Source organism: Cognatiluteimonas weifangensis (assembly GCF_003416885.1).
Classification (GTDB): domain Bacteria; phylum Pseudomonadota; class Gammaproteobacteria; order Xanthomonadales; family Xanthomonadaceae; genus Cognatiluteimonas; species Cognatiluteimonas weifangensis.
The window spans coordinates 103,746-120,237 of the sequence record NZ_QVPD01000001.1 but is presented as its reverse complement, the minus strand read 5'-3'; the positions used below and the strand labels follow the sequence as shown (position 1 = coordinate 120,237).

Annotated in this window: 15 protein-coding genes, 2 tRNA genes and 1 pseudogene; 7 read left to right on the top strand and 11 right to left on the bottom strand. The window is 72.2% G+C overall.

All coding sequences use genetic code 11. The annotated features are described in order from the left end of the window. The first annotated feature begins 195 nt into the window (after nt 1-195). The 6 genes from pheS (at nt 196) to D0Y53_RS00520 (ending at nt 5,018) form a co-directional block, all read left to right on the top strand. Nucleotides 196-1,221 (top strand): phenylalanine--tRNA ligase subunit alpha, encoded by a 1,026-nt coding sequence (pheS, locus tag D0Y53_RS00545; RefSeq protein ID WP_117201169.1) that lies wholly within the window; start codon nt 196-198, stop codon nt 1,219-1,221. Between the two features lie 92 nt (nt 1,222-1,313). Further along, nucleotides 1,314-3,701 carry a phenylalanine--tRNA ligase subunit beta gene (pheT, locus tag D0Y53_RS00540; protein WP_117201168.1) on the top strand — a complete coding sequence of 796 codons (2,388 nt, stop codon included), beginning with the start codon at nt 1,314-1,316 and terminating at the stop codon, nt 3,699-3,701. A 67-nt stretch (nt 3,702-3,768) separates the two neighbouring features. Then, nucleotides 3,769-4,071, top strand: coding sequence for an integration host factor subunit alpha (locus D0Y53_RS00535; protein ID WP_117201167.1), 303 nt, complete (start codon nt 3,769-3,771; stop codon nt 4,069-4,071). Beyond that, nucleotides 4,064-4,420 carry a MerR family transcriptional regulator gene (locus tag D0Y53_RS00530; RefSeq protein ID WP_117201166.1) on the top strand — a complete coding sequence of 119 codons (357 nt, stop codon included), beginning with the start codon at nt 4,064-4,066 and terminating at the stop codon, nt 4,418-4,420. Before D0Y53_RS00535 ends, D0Y53_RS00530 begins: the two co-directional genes overlap by 8 nt. A gap of 168 nt (nt 4,421-4,588) precedes the next feature. Next, nucleotides 4,589-4,665 (top strand) — tRNA-Pro (locus D0Y53_RS00525). A 122-nt stretch (nt 4,666-4,787) separates the two neighbouring features. After that, nucleotides 4,788-5,018, top strand: coding sequence for a hypothetical protein (locus tag D0Y53_RS00520; protein ID WP_147318968.1), 231 nt, complete (start codon nt 4,788-4,790; stop codon nt 5,016-5,018). Between the two features lie 12 nt (nt 5,019-5,030). On the opposite strand, the gene dxs is transcribed toward D0Y53_RS00520, so the two are convergent. The 7 genes from dxs to D0Y53_RS00485 form a co-directional block, all read right to left on the bottom strand. Beyond that, entirely contained in the window at nt 5,031-6,953 is a 1,923-nt protein-coding gene (dxs, locus tag D0Y53_RS00515; RefSeq protein WP_117201381.1) for a 1-deoxy-D-xylulose-5-phosphate synthase, read from the bottom strand. Nucleotides 6,954-7,037: 84 nt separating this feature from the next. Continuing rightward, nucleotides 7,038-8,144 (bottom strand): hypothetical protein, encoded by a 1,107-nt coding sequence (locus D0Y53_RS00510; RefSeq protein WP_117201164.1) that lies wholly within the window; start codon nt 8,142-8,144, stop codon nt 7,038-7,040. A 216-nt stretch (nt 8,145-8,360) separates the two neighbouring features. Next, entirely contained in the window at nt 8,361-9,050 is a 690-nt protein-coding gene (locus D0Y53_RS00505; RefSeq protein WP_117201163.1) for an HNH endonuclease, read from the bottom strand. Nucleotides 9,051-9,109: 59 nt separating this feature from the next. Then, entirely contained in the window at nt 9,110-10,900 is a 1,791-nt protein-coding gene (locus D0Y53_RS00500; protein ID WP_117201162.1) for an acyl-CoA dehydrogenase C-terminal domain-containing protein, read from the bottom strand. A 79-nt stretch (nt 10,901-10,979) separates the two neighbouring features. Continuing rightward, nucleotides 10,980-11,456 (bottom strand): LEA/WHy family protein, encoded by a 477-nt coding sequence (locus D0Y53_RS00495; RefSeq protein WP_117201161.1) that lies wholly within the window; start codon nt 11,454-11,456, stop codon nt 10,980-10,982. A gap of 82 nt (nt 11,457-11,538) precedes the next feature. After that, nucleotides 11,539-11,922 carry a hypothetical protein gene (locus D0Y53_RS00490; RefSeq protein ID WP_147318967.1) on the bottom strand — a complete coding sequence of 128 codons (384 nt, stop codon included), beginning with the start codon at nt 11,920-11,922 and terminating at the stop codon, nt 11,539-11,541. Between the two features lie 129 nt (nt 11,923-12,051). Then, nucleotides 12,052-12,127 (bottom strand) — tRNA-Phe (locus D0Y53_RS00485). A gap of 193 nt (nt 12,128-12,320) precedes the next feature. Here D0Y53_RS00485 and D0Y53_RS00480 point away from each other — a divergent pair. Continuing rightward, nucleotides 12,321-12,722 (top strand): DUF6491 family protein, encoded by a 402-nt coding sequence (locus D0Y53_RS00480; RefSeq protein WP_117201159.1) that lies wholly within the window; start codon nt 12,321-12,323, stop codon nt 12,720-12,722. A 10-nt stretch (nt 12,723-12,732) separates the two neighbouring features. Here the strand turns inward: D0Y53_RS00480 and D0Y53_RS00475 are convergent, their stop codons facing one another. The 4 genes and pseudogenes from D0Y53_RS00475 to ftsY all read right to left on the bottom strand — a co-directional run. Further along, a complete protein-coding gene (locus D0Y53_RS00475; RefSeq protein WP_117201158.1) occupies nt 12,733-13,005 on the bottom strand; it encodes an oxidative damage protection protein in 273 nt (90 codons plus the stop codon). Next, on the bottom strand, nt 13,002-14,084 hold the full coding sequence (mutY, locus tag D0Y53_RS00470) for an A/G-specific adenine glycosylase (protein WP_117201157.1): 1,083 nt from the start codon (nt 14,082-14,084) through the stop codon (nt 13,002-13,004). The genes D0Y53_RS00475 and mutY overlap by 4 nt, the downstream gene beginning before the upstream one ends. Further along, entirely contained in the window at nt 14,071-15,393 is a 1,323-nt protein-coding gene (locus D0Y53_RS00465) for an AsmA family protein (protein ID WP_117201156.1), read from the bottom strand. Before D0Y53_RS00465 ends, mutY begins: the two co-directional genes overlap by 14 nt. Before the next feature lie 19 nt (nt 15,394-15,412). Further along, a pseudogene (ftsY, locus tag D0Y53_RS00460) lies at nt 15,413-16,351 on the bottom strand (signal recognition particle-docking protein FtsY); the annotation flags it as partial. Nucleotides 16,352-16,492: the final 141 nt, after the last annotated feature.

The following is a 16,492-nucleotide window of genomic DNA, read 5'->3' as shown; positions in this document are numbered from 1 at the left end:
CGCAACGCGGTACACGCATGGGGAAGGGCGCAAGTCCTTCCCCATGTTTCGTTTCAGGCTGTCGGCTTCGACCGTCGTGGCTGCGCCAGCGGGAATCCGGCCTCGTCCGGACCGGGCGTTCGGCGGGCGAAGGACAAAGTCGCAGGATTGCTTGCGCGGGAACGACGGTGCGGTGATCCGGGAGGTTCGTCGGGAATGAGTGGAATCGAATCGTTGGCACGACAAGCGCTCGCCGATATCGAGTCGGCGAATTCGCCCGATGCGCTCGAGGGCCTGCGCGTGGCGCTGCTCGGCAAGAATGGCAGCGTCACCGTGCAGCTGAAGGCGCTGGGCGCGCTGCCGGCGGACCAGCGCAAGGCCGCGGGCGAGGCCATCAACCGCGCCCGCGACGCGCTCGCCGAGGCGCTGTCGGCGCGCAAGCGCGCGCTCGAGGAGGCTGCGCTCGACGCGCGTCTGGCCAACGAGACCGTCGATGTCAGCCTGCCCGGCCGCAACGGCGCGTACGGCGGCCTGCACCCGCTCAGCCGCGCGCTGGAGCGGATCGTCGACATCTTCGGACGCCTGGGCTACGAACTGGCCGACGGTCCCGAGATCGAGGACGACTGGCACAACTTCGAGGCGTTGAATTTTCCGCCGCACCATCCGGCGCGGGCGATGCACGACACTTTCTACCTGCCGCCCGACGGCGGCGGCGTCGCCCGCCTGCTGCGCACGCACACCTCGGGCGTGCAGGTGCGCTACATGGGCGACCACGCGCCGCCGCTGCGGATGATCGCCGCCGGCAAGGTCTACCGCAGCGACAGCGACCAGACCCACTCGCCGATGTTCCACCAGGTGGAGGGCCTGCTGGTGGACGAGCACGCCACCTTCGCCGACCTCAAGGGCACGATCGCGGAATTCCTGCGCGGCTTCTTCGAGCGCGACTTCGAGATGCTGTTCAAGCCGACTTATTTCCCGTTCGTGGAGCCCGGCGCCGACGTGGTGATCCGCTGGAGCACGGACGACGACGGTCGCGACGGCAGCGGCGCGCGCTGGCTGGAGGTGCTCGGCTGCGGCATGGTCCATCCCAACGTGCTGCGCAGCGTCGGCATCGACCCGGAGCGTTACACCGGTTTCGCCTTCGGCATGGGCGTGGAGCGGCTGGCGATGCTGCGCTACGGCGTGGGCGACCTGCGCGCGTTCTTCGACAACGATGTGCGATTCCTGAAGCAGTTCGCGTAAAGGCGTCCATGCCCGGGCGGCGACGCACCCCGGGAGCGCGATCCGGGTGCGCTGGCTGACCCGGGCTACGGTGGAACCGGAAAACCCTGCAGATGAAACTCTCGGAAAACTGGCTGCGACAGCACGTCGCCATCGATGTCGACAGCGCCGCGCTGGAGCGCCGGCTGACGATGATCGGACTGGAGGTCGAGGGCGTGGAGCAGCCCGGGGCGGCGCTGGACGGCGTCGTGGTCGCGCGCATCGTCGACTGCGCCAGGCACCCGGAGGCCGACCGCCTGCAAGTGTGCACGGTCGACGCCGGCGGCGCGCCGCTGCAGATCGTCTGCGGCGCGCCGAACGCGCGCCCGGGATTGGTTGCGCCGCTGGCGACCATCGGCGCGCAGGTCGGCGGGCACGCCATCCAGGCGGCGACCCTGCGCGGGGTGGCGTCCAACGGCATGCTGTGCTCGGCGCGGGAGCTGGGGCTGGACGCCGATGCGTCCGGGTTGCTGGAACTGCCCGCCGACGCGCCGCCCGGCACCCCGCTCGCCGACTATCTCGGTCTGCCCGACACCGTGTTCGAGCTGGGCCTGACCCCCAATCGCGGCGACTGCTTCAGCGTGCGCGGGATCGCCTACGACGTCGCCGCGGCGCTCGGCACCGAGGTGTTGCCGTTCGACGCCGCACCGCAGCCGGTCCGGCACGCCGCCGCGCTGCCGGTGGAACTGCACGCGGGCGCCGATGCGCCGCGCTACCTGGGACGCGTGATCGAAGGCGTGGACGCCACCCGCGCGACGCCGGTGTGGATGGCCGAGCGCCTGCGCCGCAGCGGCGTGCGCCCGGTGAGCCTGCTGGTGGACGTCACCCAGTACGTGATGCTGGAACTGGGGCAGCCGATGCACGCCTTCGACCGCGACCTGCTGCACGGCCCCATCGGCGTGCGCCGGGCACGCGCGGGCGAGGCGCTGAAACTGCTGGATGGCCGCGACGCCGCGCTCGACGATGGCTTCCTGGTGGTGACCGACGCCGACCGCCCGGTCGCCCTGGCCGGGCTGATGGGCGGCTACGACACGCGCGTGACCGAGGCGACCCGGAACGTGTTCCTCGAGGCCGCGCATTTCGCGCCGGCCGCGATCATCGGCCGCGGCCGCCGGCTCGGCCTGCACACCGACGCTTCCCACCGCTTCGAGCGCGGCGTGGACCCGGAGCTGCCGCGCACCGCGATCGAATACGCCACCCGCCTGATCGTCGAGATCGCCGGCGGTGCGCCCGGCCCGGTGGTCGAGGCGCTGCTGCCCGAACACCTGCCGGCGCCGCAGCCATTGCACCTGCGCCGTGCGCGCCTGGCGCGGGTGCTCGGCACGGCCATCGCCGATGCGCAGGTCGAGCGCATCCTGCGCGCGCTCGGGCTGGCGGTGGTCGCCGACGCCGAGGGCTGGCAGGTGACGCCGCCCTCGCGCCGTTTCGACCTGGCCATCGAGGAGGACCTGATCGAGGAGGTCGCCCGCATCCACGGTTACGACGCGATTCCGGCGACCCTGCCTGCCGGCAGCCTGCGCATGGCCGCGCCCAGCGAAACCCGCGTGGACGAGGCGGGCCTGCGCCGGCAGCTGGCGGCGCGCGATGCCCTGGAGGCGATCAACTACGCCTTTGTCGATGCCGGCCTGCTGGCGACGTGGGACGCTGCGGCGGGAGCGGTGCCGCTGGCCAATCCGCTCAGCGCCGAACTCGGCGTGATGCGCACGCAGCTGTTGCCGGGCCTGGTCGCCGCGCTGGCGCGCAACCTCGCGCGCCAGCAGACGCGGGTGCGCCTGTTCGAGCTGGGCAAGGTGTTCGCGAATCCGGATCCGCAGGCGGCGCCGGTGGAGACGCTGCGGGTGGCGCTGGCCGCCTGCGGCGGCGCGGCGGCCGAGCAGTGGGGCCTGCCCGCGCGGGGCGTGGATTTCCACGACCTCAAGGGCGACCTGGAGAGCCTGGCCGCGCTCAGCGGCGCGCGGCTCGCCTACCGGCCGTCGCAACGCTCCTGGGGCCATCCCGGCCGCTCCGCGGACGTGCTGCGCCTGGCGCCGGACGGCGGCGCGACTCCGCTGGGCTGGATCGGCCAGCTGCATCCGCGCCTGCAGCAGGCGCTGGGGCTGGACGCGGACGTGGTCGCGTTCGAACTCGACCTGGAGCCGCTGCTGGCGCGGCCGCTGCCGCGGGCGCGGGCGCTGTCCCGGTACCCATCCGTGCGTCGCGACCTTGCGTTCGTGGTCGCCGAGGCGGTGCCGTGGGCGGCGGTGGCGGCCAGCGTGCAGGCGGCCGCGGGCCCGGTCCTGCGCGAGCTGCGGCTGTTCGACCGTTACGCCGGCAAGGGCGTGGAATCGGGTTTCAAGAGTCTCGCTATGGGCTTGATTCTGCAGGATGAATCCCGCACATTGACCGAGCGCGACGTGGAAGCGGTCGTGGCGGCCGTGACCGCCGCCCTGCAGCACGACCACGGCGCGGCGATCCGGGCATGAGCGCCTGCGCGCGCGCATGCCGTTGCGTCCGTGGCCGGACATTCCACTTCGTTCACAGGGGGACGAGATGGCATTGACCAAGGCGGAAATGGCCGAACGCCTGTACGAGGACGTCGGCCTGAACAAGCGCGAGGCGAAGGAATTCGTCGATGCGTTCTTCGACGTGCTGCGCGGCGCGCTGCAGCAGGGGCGCCAGGTCAAGCTGTCCGGGTTCGGCAATTTCGACCTGCGGCGCAAGAACCAGCGCCCGGGGCGCAACCCCAAGACCGGCGAGGAAATCCCGATCAGCGCGCGCACTGTGGTGACCTTCCGCCCGGGGCAGAAGCTCAAGGAGCGGGTCGAGGCCTATGCCGGGGTGAAGCATGCTTGACCCGGGCAGCAACCGCGAACTGCCGCCGATCCCGGCCAAGCGCTACTTCACCATCGGCGAGGTCAGCGAGCTGTGCGACGTCAAGCCGCACGTGCTGCGCTACTGGGAGACCGAATTCCCGTCGCTGAAGCCGGTCAAGCGCCGCGGCAACCGCCGCTACTACCAGCGCCACGACGTGCTGATGGTGCGTCAGATCCGCGGCCTGCTGTACGAGCAGGGTTACACCATCGGCGGCGCGCGCCTGCGACTGGAAGGCGAGGGCGCCAGGCAGGAGTCCGCGCTCAGCACGCAGATCGTGCGACAGGTACGCATGGAGCTCGAGGAAGTCCTGCAGTTGCTGCGCCGGTAGAACCCGGGATGTGCGTTCCATCACGCGCGGCGGCGCGTCGGGAAGGCGTCTCAAGCCGATTTCCACCTGGCGCGGTACGCATGGAGCTCGAGGAAGTCCTGCGGCTGCTGCGCCGGTAACCGCCGGACGCTGCACCCGCGTCGCCGTGGGCTATAATCGCGGCCCCGTCGGGGTATAGCGCAGCCTGGTAGCGCACTTGTCTGGGGGACAAGTGGTCGTCGGTTCAAATCCGGCTACCCCGACCAAAACACGGCGCGCCCGGCTCCCGGGCCGCCAGGAAGACGCCCGGCTTGCCGGGCGTTTTTCGTGCGCCGGCACGCCGGCCCTCGACACGGTCGCGAGCCGGAAGATTTGCTACCGTCGGCGCATGCGGCCCGTCATGTACTTCGTTTCCGCCGTCGCCGACCACTGGGAGGTGCGCTGCCGCGCGGCCCCGGAGGGCCCGGATTATCCCGACCGCGGCGCCGCGGTCGCGGCGGCCACGCAGGCCGCGCGCGTGCTGTGGGAGCAGCAGCAGGTCGCCACCGAGGTTCTGGTCGATGGCGGCGACGGGCACTGGGTCAAGGCCGCCGGCTTCGGCGAACTGCTGTCGCGGTAACGGCCGCCGGCCTCAGCCCGCGGACACCTGCCGCGGCGGTCGGGCCAGTTGCGGCCAGCGCGCCAGCAGCGCGGTGCGGATCCCGGCCGCGTCCAGGCCGGCTTCCGCCAGCAACTGCTCGCGGCTGGCGTGGTGCTGGAATGCATCGGGCAGGCCCAGGTGCAGGATCGGCAGCGCGAGGCCCTCGGCCGCCAGCAGCTCGGCCACGCCGCTGCCGGCGCCGCCGGCGACCACGTTGTCCTCGAGCGTGACCAGACCCTCGTGGGTTTTCGCCAGCTCCAGCAGCAGCTCGCGATCCAGCGGCTTGACGAAGCGCATGTTGGCCACCGTCAGCCCCAGTTCCGCCCCCACCTGTTCGGCCGCCGCCACGATCGCGCCGAAGCCCAGCAGCGCGATGCGGGTGCCGCGCCGACGCAACTGCGCCTTGCCGATCGGCAGCGTCTCCAGCGCCGGTTGCACCGCGACCCCGGGCCCGGTCCCGCGCGGGTAGCGCACCGCGGCCGGGCCGGGGTACGCGAACCCGGTCGACAGCAGTTGCCGGCATTCGTTCTCGTCGGCCGGCGCCATCACCACCAGGTTGGGCACGCAGCGCAGGTACGACAGGTCGAGGTTGCCGGCATGGGTGGCGCCGTCGGGGCCGACCACGCCGCCGCGATCGATCGCCAGCAGCACGTCCAGGTTCTGGATCGCCACATCGTGCACCAGCTGGTCGTAGCCGCGCTGCAGGAAGGTCGAATAGATGGCGACCACCGGCTTGGCGCCTTCGCAGGCCATGCCGGCGGCCAGCGTCACCGCATGCTGCTCGGCGATGGCGACGTCGAAGTAGCGTTCCGGGTATTGCTGGCTGAAGCGCACCAGGCCGGAGCCTTCGCGCATCGCCGGGGTGATGCCCATCAGCGTCGGGTCGCTGGCCGCCATGTCGCAGAGCCAGTCGCCGAACACGTCGGTATAGGTCGGTTTCTTCGCCGCGCCCGGCTTGCTGACCACGCCGGTGGACGGGTCGAACGGCGAGACGGCGTGGTAGCCGATCTGGTCGTCCTCGGCCAGCTCGTAGCCCTTGCCCTTGGTGGTGATGACGTGCAGCAGCTGTGGACCCTTGAGCGTGCGCTGCAGCTTCAGCGCGGCGACCAGGGCGCGGATGTCGTGGCCGTCGACCGGCCCGGTGTAGTGGAAACCCATCTCCTCGAACAGCGTGGACGGCACGAACATGCCTTTCCAGTGTTCCTCCCAGCGACGCACGAATTTCGCGGTCGGCTTGTTCTTGTCGCCGAGCAGTTTCTTGCCGCCTTCGCGGATCGCGTTGAGGGTGCGGCTGCCGGTCATGCGGCCGAGCATCTTGGTCAGGCCGCCGACGTTCTCGGAGATCGACATCCGGTTGTCGTTGAGGATCACCAGCAGGTCCGCTTCCGGCTCCAGGCCGCCGGCGTGGTTGAGCGCCTCGAACGCCATGCCGGCGGTCATCGCGCCGTCGCCGATCACCGCCACGATCTTGCGCGGCGCGGCGGCGCCCGCGGCGGCCGCGCGCTGATTAGCGATCGCCATGCCCAGCGCGGCCGAGATCGAGGTCGAGGAATGGCCGACGCCGAAGGTGTCGTAGCGGCTTTCCTCGCGCTTGGGGAACGGCGCGATGCCGTCCTTCTGCTTGACGGTGTGGATGCGGTCGCGGCGCCCGGTGAGGATCTTGTGCGGGTAGCACTGGTGGCCGACGTCCCAGACCAGGCGGTCCTCGGGCGTGTCGTAGACATAGTGCAGCGCCGTGGTCAGCTCGATCACGCCCAGCCCGGCGCCGAAATGGCCGCCGCTCCTGCCGACCGACTCGATCAGGTAGGCGCGCAGCTCCGCGGCGATGGCCGGCAGCTCGGCTTCGTCGAAGCGGCGCAGGTCGGCGGGGGTATCGATGCGCGACAGATGCGGGTAGCGGGTCGCGTCGATCAGTGGGGAGTCGATCATGCGGGCATTTTCGCCCCCGCGACGGCGGGGGGGCAAGGCGATCCGGGCCCCGCGTGGCGGACGGCGCGGTTATTTTCCGCGCAGCCGCCCGAACAGGCCGCCGCGGCCCTGCGGTTCGGTCGGTTCCGGGGCCGGTTCCGCCGCGGACTCCGCGTAACCGGTGGCGAGGTTGGCGTTGACGAAGTCGGCCACCTCCGGCAGCGCCACGCCGCTGGCGGCGACGATTTCCTCGAGCGTCGCCGGCCCTTTCATCATCGCGGTGGCGATGCGGAAATGCTTGGGGAATTCGCGCTCGGTCTGCGGCCACTTGCTCAGCTTGTAACGGCCGGCGGGGTCGAAGCCCGGGAGCAGCGCGCCCTTGCCGGCGAGCAGGCCGCCGAACCACTGCAGGCGCGCCAGCGGTTGCGCCGGGCCCAGCGCGGCTGTCTCGCGCGCCCAGATGGCGGCGTCGACGGCTTCGAAGTCCGCCTCGGCGACGAGGCCATCGAAATAATCGGTCAGCGGTTTCAGCGCCGTCGGCCCGTGGTACTGGTGGCTGTCCGCATCGATCCACAGGACCGGCCCGGCGCCGTGGCGATAGCGCACCCGACCCGAGAGTGCCCCCGGAGCCAGCCAGTCGGCGAAGGCGTGCGCGCGCGGCGCGGCCGGGGCGATCGTGGCCTGCGTCAGCGTGCCGGCCTCGGCCGAGGCCGGGTGCCCGGGCGCCGGACCGGGCGCGGCGGCTTCCTCGTCGACCGGCTGCGGGTGCTCTTCGGGCAGTTCGTCCTCGGGCACGGGCGCGGCCGCCATGCCGGCCGGCCTGGCCCGGTCGTCGGCAACGCCGGCGGCGGTTGCCGGCGGCGCGGGTGTTGCGCCCTGCGGGCCGCTGTCGGCGCCGCCCGCGACCGCCTGCAGCAGCGCTGCCACGCTGTCCACGTCGAACGGGCGCGCCAGGCGGAAATCGGTCTGCGTGCGCGTCGCCTGGGTCATCCCGATCACGCACTTGCCGGCTGCGTGCAGCCGCAGCCAGCTCATCGGCCCGTACATGCTGTCCAGGTCGACGATGACGTGGGTGGCCTCGGTTTCCGGCAGCAGCTGCCAGCGCCCGCCCAGGCGCGCATTGGCTTGCTCGAAGGCGGCCTTGAGTTCGGTTTCGGTGGCCGGATCCATGCCGGTCAGGCCGAGGGTCAGGGACATCGTCGCGGTCCGTGAGGAAAACTCGAGTGTAGCTTGCATGGCCGCGGTTGCGGCGGATAGCGGCTTGCGCCTGGCACGCGCGCGACGGCAGTCCGGATGCGAGGGCGTCGGGGCAAGGACCGCCGAAACGGGCGCGTCGCAGTGACGGCGGTCACGCCGCAAACGTCGTGCCGGCGGCCGCGCCACGCCGCGCGTCGCCCGGATTGCGGCGGATTTTCAGTTGAAGCGGCGGCTGCGCCGCGGCAAGTGGCTTCTGAGGAAGGCCATCTGGTCCGCCAGAATGTTGCGATTGCTCAGGATCAGGTGCTCGATCCAGCTCGGCCGGTACGGCACCGCGAGCAGCGGCATCGACGCCTGCTGCGGGGTGCGGCCGCCCTTGCGCGAGTTGCAGTGGAAGCAGGCGGCGACCACGTTTTCCCAGATGTCGCGCCCGCCTTGCGACAGCGGCAGGACATGGTCGCGGGTCAGTTGCTGGCGGCTGTACTCGCGGCCGCAGTACAGGCACAACTGCTGATCGCGTGCGAACAGCGCGGCGTTGGTCAGGGCCGGCGTGGGATCCAGCGCCTGCGCGCGGGCGTGGCTGCGTGCAGCGATGATCGGGTGCAGTTGCAGCACGCTCTGCGTCCCGGTGGCGCGGCTGGTGCCGCCGTGCACCTGCAGGCACGGGTCGCCCAGGGTCCAGGCCACCGCGCCGCGTACGTACAGGCAGGCCGCGTCCTGCCAGCTCATCCAGTCGAGCACGCGGCCATGGGCATCGAGCGAGAGCAGGCGCACCGCGTCCAGCCGGATCGGCGGCGCGGCGGCGTCGGCAACCGCGACGGCGGCGGAGTCGGCGCCGGGATCCGCAGGGGATCCGTTGGCGTACGTGCCGGGGTCAACCGGGCCAATCGCTCTGTCGGTCTCCATCGGAAATTCAGCTTATACCCGTTTGCCGGGGTTTTGTAGGCGCGCGTCCAGCCGCCGGTTCAGGCATCGAAACGGTCGGCTTCCAGTGCCAGCAGGCTGCCGCCGCCGCTCTCGATCGCGGCCTTGTGGGCGAGGGTGCGCGGCAGCAGCCGCGCGAAGTAGAAGCGCGCGGTCTGGCGCTTGGCGTCCTTGAAAGCCTCCGGATGCGCGGATGCGTCGGCCGCGGCGACGCTGCGCGCCCACCAGTAGGCGAGCGCGACGTAGCCCGAATAGAACAGGTAGTCGTAGGCCGCGGCGCCGACCTCGTCGGCATCGGCCACGGCGCGCTGGCCGATGGTCATGGTCAGGGCCTGCCATTCGGCGGCCTTGGCGCGCAGCGGCTCGACGAATTCCGCCAGCGCGGGACTGCCGGCGTTGGCCCGGCAGAAGTCCTCGATCATCTGCAGGAACACGCGCAGCCCGGCACCCTGCGACTGCATGATCTTGCGGCCCATCAGGTCCAGCGCCTGGATCCCGGTGGTGCCTTCGTACAGGGTGGTGATGCGCGCGTCGCGGGCGAGCTGTTCCATGCCGTGCTCGGCGATGTAGCCGTGGCCGCCGAAGCACTGCAGCGCGTGGTAGGTGCATTCCACGCCCCATTCGGTCAGGCAGGCCTTGACGATCGGGGTCAGGAAGCCGAGCAGGGCGTCGGCCTGTTCGCGCTCCGCGGCATCGGCGCCGTGGCCGACGATGTCCACCAGCAAGGCGGCGTGGTAGCCGAGCGCGCGTCCGCCCTCGACCAGCGCCTTCTGCGTCAGCAGCATGCGGCGCACGTCGGGGTGGACGATGATCGGGTCGGCCGGCTTGTCGGGGAACTTGGCCCCCGACAGCGCGCGCATCTGCAGGCGCTCGCGGGCGTAGCGCAGTGCGTTCTGCCAGGCGCGGTCCGCCAGCCCCAGGCCTTGCAGGCCGACCGCGAGCCGGGCGGTGTTCATCATGGTGAACATGGCGGCCAGGCCCTTGTTCGGCGCGCCGATCAGCCAGCCCTGCGCGCCGTCGAAATTCATCACGCAGGTGGCCGAACCGTGGATGCCCATCTTGTGTTCCAGCGCGCCGCAGCGCACGGCGTTGCGTGCGCCCATCGCGCCGTCGCGGCCGACCTTGGTCTTGGGCACGATGAACAGCGAGATGCCCTTGCTGCCGGCCGGCGCGTCCGGCAGCCGCGCCAGCACCAGGTGCACGATGTTGTCGGTGAAGTCGTGCTCGCCGGCGGTGATGAAGATCTTGGTGCCGGTGATCGCGTGGCTGCCGTCTGGCTGCGGTTCGGCGCGGGTCTTGAGCAGGCCCAGGTCGGTGCCGCACTGCGGCTCGGTCAGGCACATGGTGCCGGTCCAGCGGCCGGCAATGATCGGCTTGAGGAACGCTTCCTGCTGCCACGGCGCGCCATGGTGCAGCAGCGCCTCGGTGGCGCCGTGCGAGAGCAGCGGGAAATTGCCCCAGGCCAGGTTGGCGGCGTCGATCATTTCCTTCAGCGGCACGCCGGCGGCCTGCGGCAGTCCCTGGCCGCCCAGTTCGACCGGCGACACCAGTCCGGCCCAGCCGCCGTCGACGTACTGTGCGTAGGCCTCCTTGAAGCCCGGCGGCGTGGTCACCGTGCCGGTGGCGGGATCGTAGCTGCAGCCGGTCGCGTCGCCGCCGCGGTTGAGCGGCGCCAGCACGGTTTCGGTGAAACGCGCGCCTTCCTCCAGCACCGCGTCGACGATGTCGCGGGTGGCGTCGGTGAAGCCCAGCCGCGCGAACAGCGCCTCGGCGCCGAGCACGTCGAACAGGACGAAACGCATGTCGGACAGCGGCGCGCGGTAGCTGCTCATGGCAAACCCGGGAAGGAGGGAGTCGGATCGAGGGTGCAACTCCGGCGTCGAGCTTTTGCTCGGGTGCCGGCCGGCGCGCTCAGCGCAGCACGCCCGGCAGCCCCGGGACCGGGCTCAGGGTGTTGTCGCGCTCGATCCGGAAGGTCCGCGCGCCGGCGTCCTGCGGCGCGGCCGTGAGGCTGCCCTGCAGGCGGTAGCCGATGCTGCGGCCCGCCGCCAGCGCGTCGGCGATCAGGATTTTCGCGCCGGCGGCGGGGACCAGCGCCAGGGTGGCGACGTCCGCGGTTTCCGGCCCGATCGACAGCGCAGGCTGCCCCTGCAGGGTGCCGGCCGGCTGGTCGCCGACGCTGACCGCCAGGCTGATGCCGTCGAAGCGCATCGGCATGCTGCTGAAATTGTCGATGCGCAGGTCCACCGACCAGCTGCCGTCGGCGCGCACGCTGAGCTGCTGGATGCTAGCCGCGGGTTCCGACACGCGCCGCACCGGGCCGCTGCTGTTGCAGGCGCCCAGCCACAGCAGCGGCAGCAGCACGCCCGCCATCGCCAGTCGTTTCATGCCGATCGTCCCGCGATGAAGTTGCCGGCGAGCATACACTGCGCCCGCGGCGGTACGCCGGGGCGCGCCGCGCATGCGCGGATTACTGCGCGCGGTTGCGGGTAGCGAGCATGACCATGCTTTCGCCCAGCGACTGCATCGTCGCCTGCGGCATGGAGAAGGCGAGGTGCGATTGCCCGAACGACAGGATCAGCGCCTCCTGGCCGGGCATCATGCCGGGGCCGAGCGAGAACGAGGACGGCAGCACCAGCGCGCCGGAGTCCTGGGTCTCGCCGTCGCGCGCGGGCAGCTTGTCCGCGCCGTCCTTGGAGGCGGCCAGCAGTGCGGCGGCCATGTTGGCGACGTCCAGCGGCGACAGGGTGAAATCGCCCATCAGCACGCCATCCTTGGCGAAGCCGACGGCGATCCTGCCCTCGGCGGCGGATTCGATCAGCAATCCGGTGGTGAATCCGCTTGGTACCTGCATGGTGATGTCCCTCGGGTCCGATGACCGATGTCTGCCGGCGCCCGCATCTGCAGGCGGAGTCCGGAAAACGAACGCCCCGCACGGCCGGGCCTGGCGGGGCGTTGCTGATCCGTGATGCCGCCACCGAAATGGTGGCCGGGGAGGGAATCGAACCCCCGACACGGGGATTTTCAATCCCCTGCTCTACCAACTGAGCTACCCGGCCGGTGCAACCCCCGCTCTGCCCGGAGACCGGGCCGGCGGATGCCGCGAAGCCCGCATCTGCGAGGGCGCGATGATACGGAGGCGGGGCGCGCGGGGCAAGCCGGATGCCGGCTGAACGGGGATCGGCCCGGCGCCTCCGGCGCCCGCGCCGCGGCGCAAGATACGGTCACCCCTGCGACTTCGAGGTCACCGCCATGCGCAGTCTGCCTTTCGCAATCGTGCTGCTGCTCTCGCTTGCCGCCTGCGCCTCGACCGGGCGCATGAGCGAGGCCGACAAGCTCGCGCTCTACAGCAGCCACGCCGGCGCGCCGGTGCGCGACATCCGCTACAGCAACCCGGTCGGCTGGGACAAGGTCGACGACCAGCACCTGCTGCTGACCATGCGTCCCAGCGAGGTCTGGCTGCTGCGCATCTCCGGGCCGTGCCTGGACTGGGGCGGGGCCTCGCCGACGATCCTGATCAGTGCCCAGACCGGGCGCCTGAGCGCCGGCTTCGACCGCATCCGTACGGCCGAGTCGCCGGCCAGCTGCCGGATCGAGGAGATCCGCCGGGTCGACATCGCCGCGGTGCGCGCGGCGCAGCGCGCGGCGGAATAAACCGCGCGCGTCAGTCCGCCGGCGGCACGTAGCCGGGCGGCTTGTCGGCGCCGCCGGCGAACAGGAACTTCTGCATCTCGCCTTCGAGGAAGGCGCGGTGTTCCGGATCCAGCGGCGACAGCCGGTTTTCGTTGATCAGCATGGTCTGGTGCGCCAGCCAGGCCGCCCAGGCCGGCTTGCCGATGTGCGCGAACACGCGCTTGCCGAGTTCCCCCGGCCAGGGCACGAAATCCAGGCCTTCGGCCTGGCGTTGCTGGTATTCGCAGAAGACGCTGCGACTCATGGACTGCGCTCCGGAAATGTGGTCTCGAGCAGGGTGCGGATCGGGGCGGGGATGCCGAGCGTCGCCAGTTCGGCACGCGCGACCCAACGCAAGTCGTCATTGTCCGCTACCCGTGCGCGCAGGGCCACCGCGCGCCACTGCAGCGGGTGCAGCCGCAGGCGGTAGTGGGTGAAGCCGTGGTCGATCGCGGTCAGCGCCTCGCCGGCCTCGTGGTCGCCGCGCAGGTGGGCGGCGAACCACGCGCGCGCCAGGGCGTGATCGGTGGCTTGCGGCAGCGACCACAGCGCCGCCCACACGCCGACGGGCGGGCGCCGCTGCAGCAGCACGCGGCCGTCGCGGTCGCGCGCCAGCACGACCACGACGCTGCGCTCGGGCAGCGGCTTGCCCGGTTTGGGCGTCGGCAGTTCGGCGATCCGGCCCTCGCGCAAGGCGACGCAGTCGTCCCGTAGCGGACATTGCCCGCAGGCCGGCTCGAAACGCGTGCACAGGGTCGCGCCGAAATCCATCTGCGCCTGGGTGTAGTCGGCCAGGCGCTGCGCGGGGAGATGCGTTTCGGCGAGCGCCCACAGGCGTTTCTCGACTGCGGGTGCCCCCGGCCAGCCGGCGATGCCGTGGTAGCGCGCGAGCACGCGCTTGACGTTGCCGTCCAGGATCGGGAAACGCTCACCCCAGGCCTGCGCCAGGATCGCGCCGGCGGTGCTGCGGCCGATGCCGGGCAGGGCGGTCAGCGCGGCGAGGTCGCGCGGCAGTTCGCCGCCGTGGTCCTGCATGCAGCGTTGCGCGGCCGCGTGCAGGTTGCGGGCGCGGGCGTAGTAGCCCAGGCCCGACCACAGCGCCAGCACCGTGTCCAGCGGCGCCGCCGCCAGCGCGGCGATGTCCGGCAGCGCGGCCACGAAGCGCTCGAAGTAGGGCACGACCACCCGCACCTGGGTCTGCTGCAGCATGATTTCCGACAGCCACACGCGGTAGGGCGTGCGCGGCCGCTGCCACGGCAGGTCGTGGCGGCCGCAACGGTCGAACCAGGCCAGCAGCCGCGGCGCGACAGTGCCGGCGGCCGGTTCTGCGTCACGGCCCGGCATCGGGCACGCCGGGGTCGTCGAAGGTGATTTCCACGCCGTCCAGGCGCGCGCCGGCGATGTCGAGCCGCGGCGTACGCAGCGTGCCGTCCAGCGGCGGCAGCGGCGATGCCGCGTCCGCCGCGGCCCAGGCACCGACTTCGCGCAGGCGGAAACGGCCGTCGAAACGGGTGGCGTCGCGTTGCAGCCGCAGCGCGACGACGGCCGAAAGATCCGGCGCACCGGCGTAATCGAGCGCGAGCGGCAGCGGCGCGCGCGATTGCGCCAGCGGCGGCGGCAGCGCCGGCCAGGACCGCGGCCAGTCCGCCAGCGTGCCGTGCAGCCGCAGTTGCAGGCGTTGTCCCAGCACGAGCTGGCCGCGCGCGTCCAGGGTCGGGACCGCAGCGGCCGCATCCCCGCCGCGCGGACGCAGCGTCACTGCGACCGGCGCCAACGTCCACGTCGCCCGCTCGAACCGCAGCGGGCCGTGCGTGTCGAACGCGAACGGCAGCCGGGTGGCGCCGGAGGCGTAGATCGCCGCCACGCCCAGGCGTGCCGGCGCGATTCGCAGCCCGTCCCCGGCGAGGACCAGCGGGCCGGAGAAGGTCACCGTGGCCGGCAACCGCCAGTCGTTGCCGTGCACGACGGTAACCCGTCCGGCGATGGCGGCACCGGTGACGCGCGCCTGCAGCAGCGCATCGGGGCGCGCGATCGCCAGCGCCAGGTCCAGCGGCATTGCCAGCGGCGGCGCCAGGTAGCGGCCGCGCAGGCGCGCTTGCAACGGCCGCTCGGCGATCAGCCGCGGCAGATCGACCTGGATGCGGTCGATGCGCCAGCCACCGCCGCCGGCAGCGTCGTTGCGCAGGCTGCCGTCGCGGATGCGCAGGCCGGCGCTGAGCGTGGGCAGTTTCTTCTCCGTCGGCGGCCGCGTCGCCAGCCAGTGCCGCAGCGCGGGCAGGTCGAGCACCGGCGCATCGAGCTCCAGCCGGGTGGCGGCGAGCACCGCGCCGCGGGCGCGCAGCGTCGACCACGGCAGCGACACGAAGATGCGTTCGGCGCGCAGCAGCGGCGTCGCCGCGCCGGGTTCGCGCACCACGACCTCGCGCAGCACCAGTTGCGGCGTGCCGCGCAGGCGGTATTCGGCGCGGCCCGCGGCGGTGATCTCCAGCCCCAGCGCAGCGCCGGCGCGCGCGAGCAGAAACCCGGTCGCGCGCTGCGGCTGCAGGGCGAAACGCAGCGCCAGCCCCAGCGTCAGCAACGCCAGGGCGACGCCGAGGACAATGCGCGCGCGGCGACGCGACGTTGGCAGACCGGGGTCGGTGCCGGTGCTCATGCCGCGCGCGGGCCCGGCGTCAGCCGCCGAGCGACTCGGGCAGCAGCGCGTCGACGAAGGCCTGCGCATCGAATACGCGCAGATCCTCCGGGCGCTCGCCGATGCCGGCGTAGCGGATCGGGATGCCGAACTCGCGTGCCAGCGCGAACACCACGCCGCCCTTGGCGGTGCCGTCGAGCTTGGTGACGACCAGCCCGGTGACGCCGACCGCGGCGTGGAACTGGCGCAGCTGCGACAGCGCGTTCTGGCCGGTGGTGCCGTCGATCACCATCAGCACTTCGTGCGGTGCGGCCGGGTCGAGCTTGCCGAGCACGCGGCGGATCTTGCCCAGTTCGGCCATCAGCCCCTGCTGCGTGTGCAGGCGACCGGCGGTGTCGGCGATCAGCACCTCGACGCCGCGCGCCTGCGCCGCCTGCAAGGCGTCGAAGGCGACCGAGGCGGCGTCGGCATTCTGTCCCTGGGCGATCACCGGCACGCCGTTGCGCTCGCCCCAGGCCTGCAACTGCGCAACCGCGGCGGCGCGGAAGGTGTCGCCGGCGGCCAGCATCAGCGAGCGGCCTTCGTCCTTGAAGCGACGCGCCAGCTTGCCGATGGTGGTGGTCTTGCCGACGCCGTTGACGCCGACCGCGAGCAGCACGAAAGGTCTGGCCGCCGGATCGATCCGCAGCGGCACCGCGACCGGTGCCAGCAGCGCGACCAGGTCCGCGCGCAAGGCCGCCAGCAGCGCGGCGGAATCGGCGAACTCGCGCGCCTGCATGCGCTTGCGCAGGCCCTCGACCAGCTGCGAAGTCGCGCCGACGCCGACGTCGGCAGTCAGCAGCGCGGTCTCGATCTCCTCGAGCAGGGCCTCGTCGAGCTTCGGATGGCGCGAGAACAGGCCGCCGAGGCTGCGCGCGAAGCCGCTGCCGCGCAGGCGCTCGCGCCAGCCCGTGGGGCCGGGCGTGGCCGGCGCCGCCGGGCCGTGCGCAGCGCCGGCGCTCTCGCGGGGCGCGTCCGTGGCCGGCGCGGCATCGTGCGTGCGGTTGCCGGCGCCGGGGTCGGCGGCCTCAAGCGCGGGGGGCGGACCGGCGGCAGCGCCCGGCGTCGGCTCTGCGGCGGC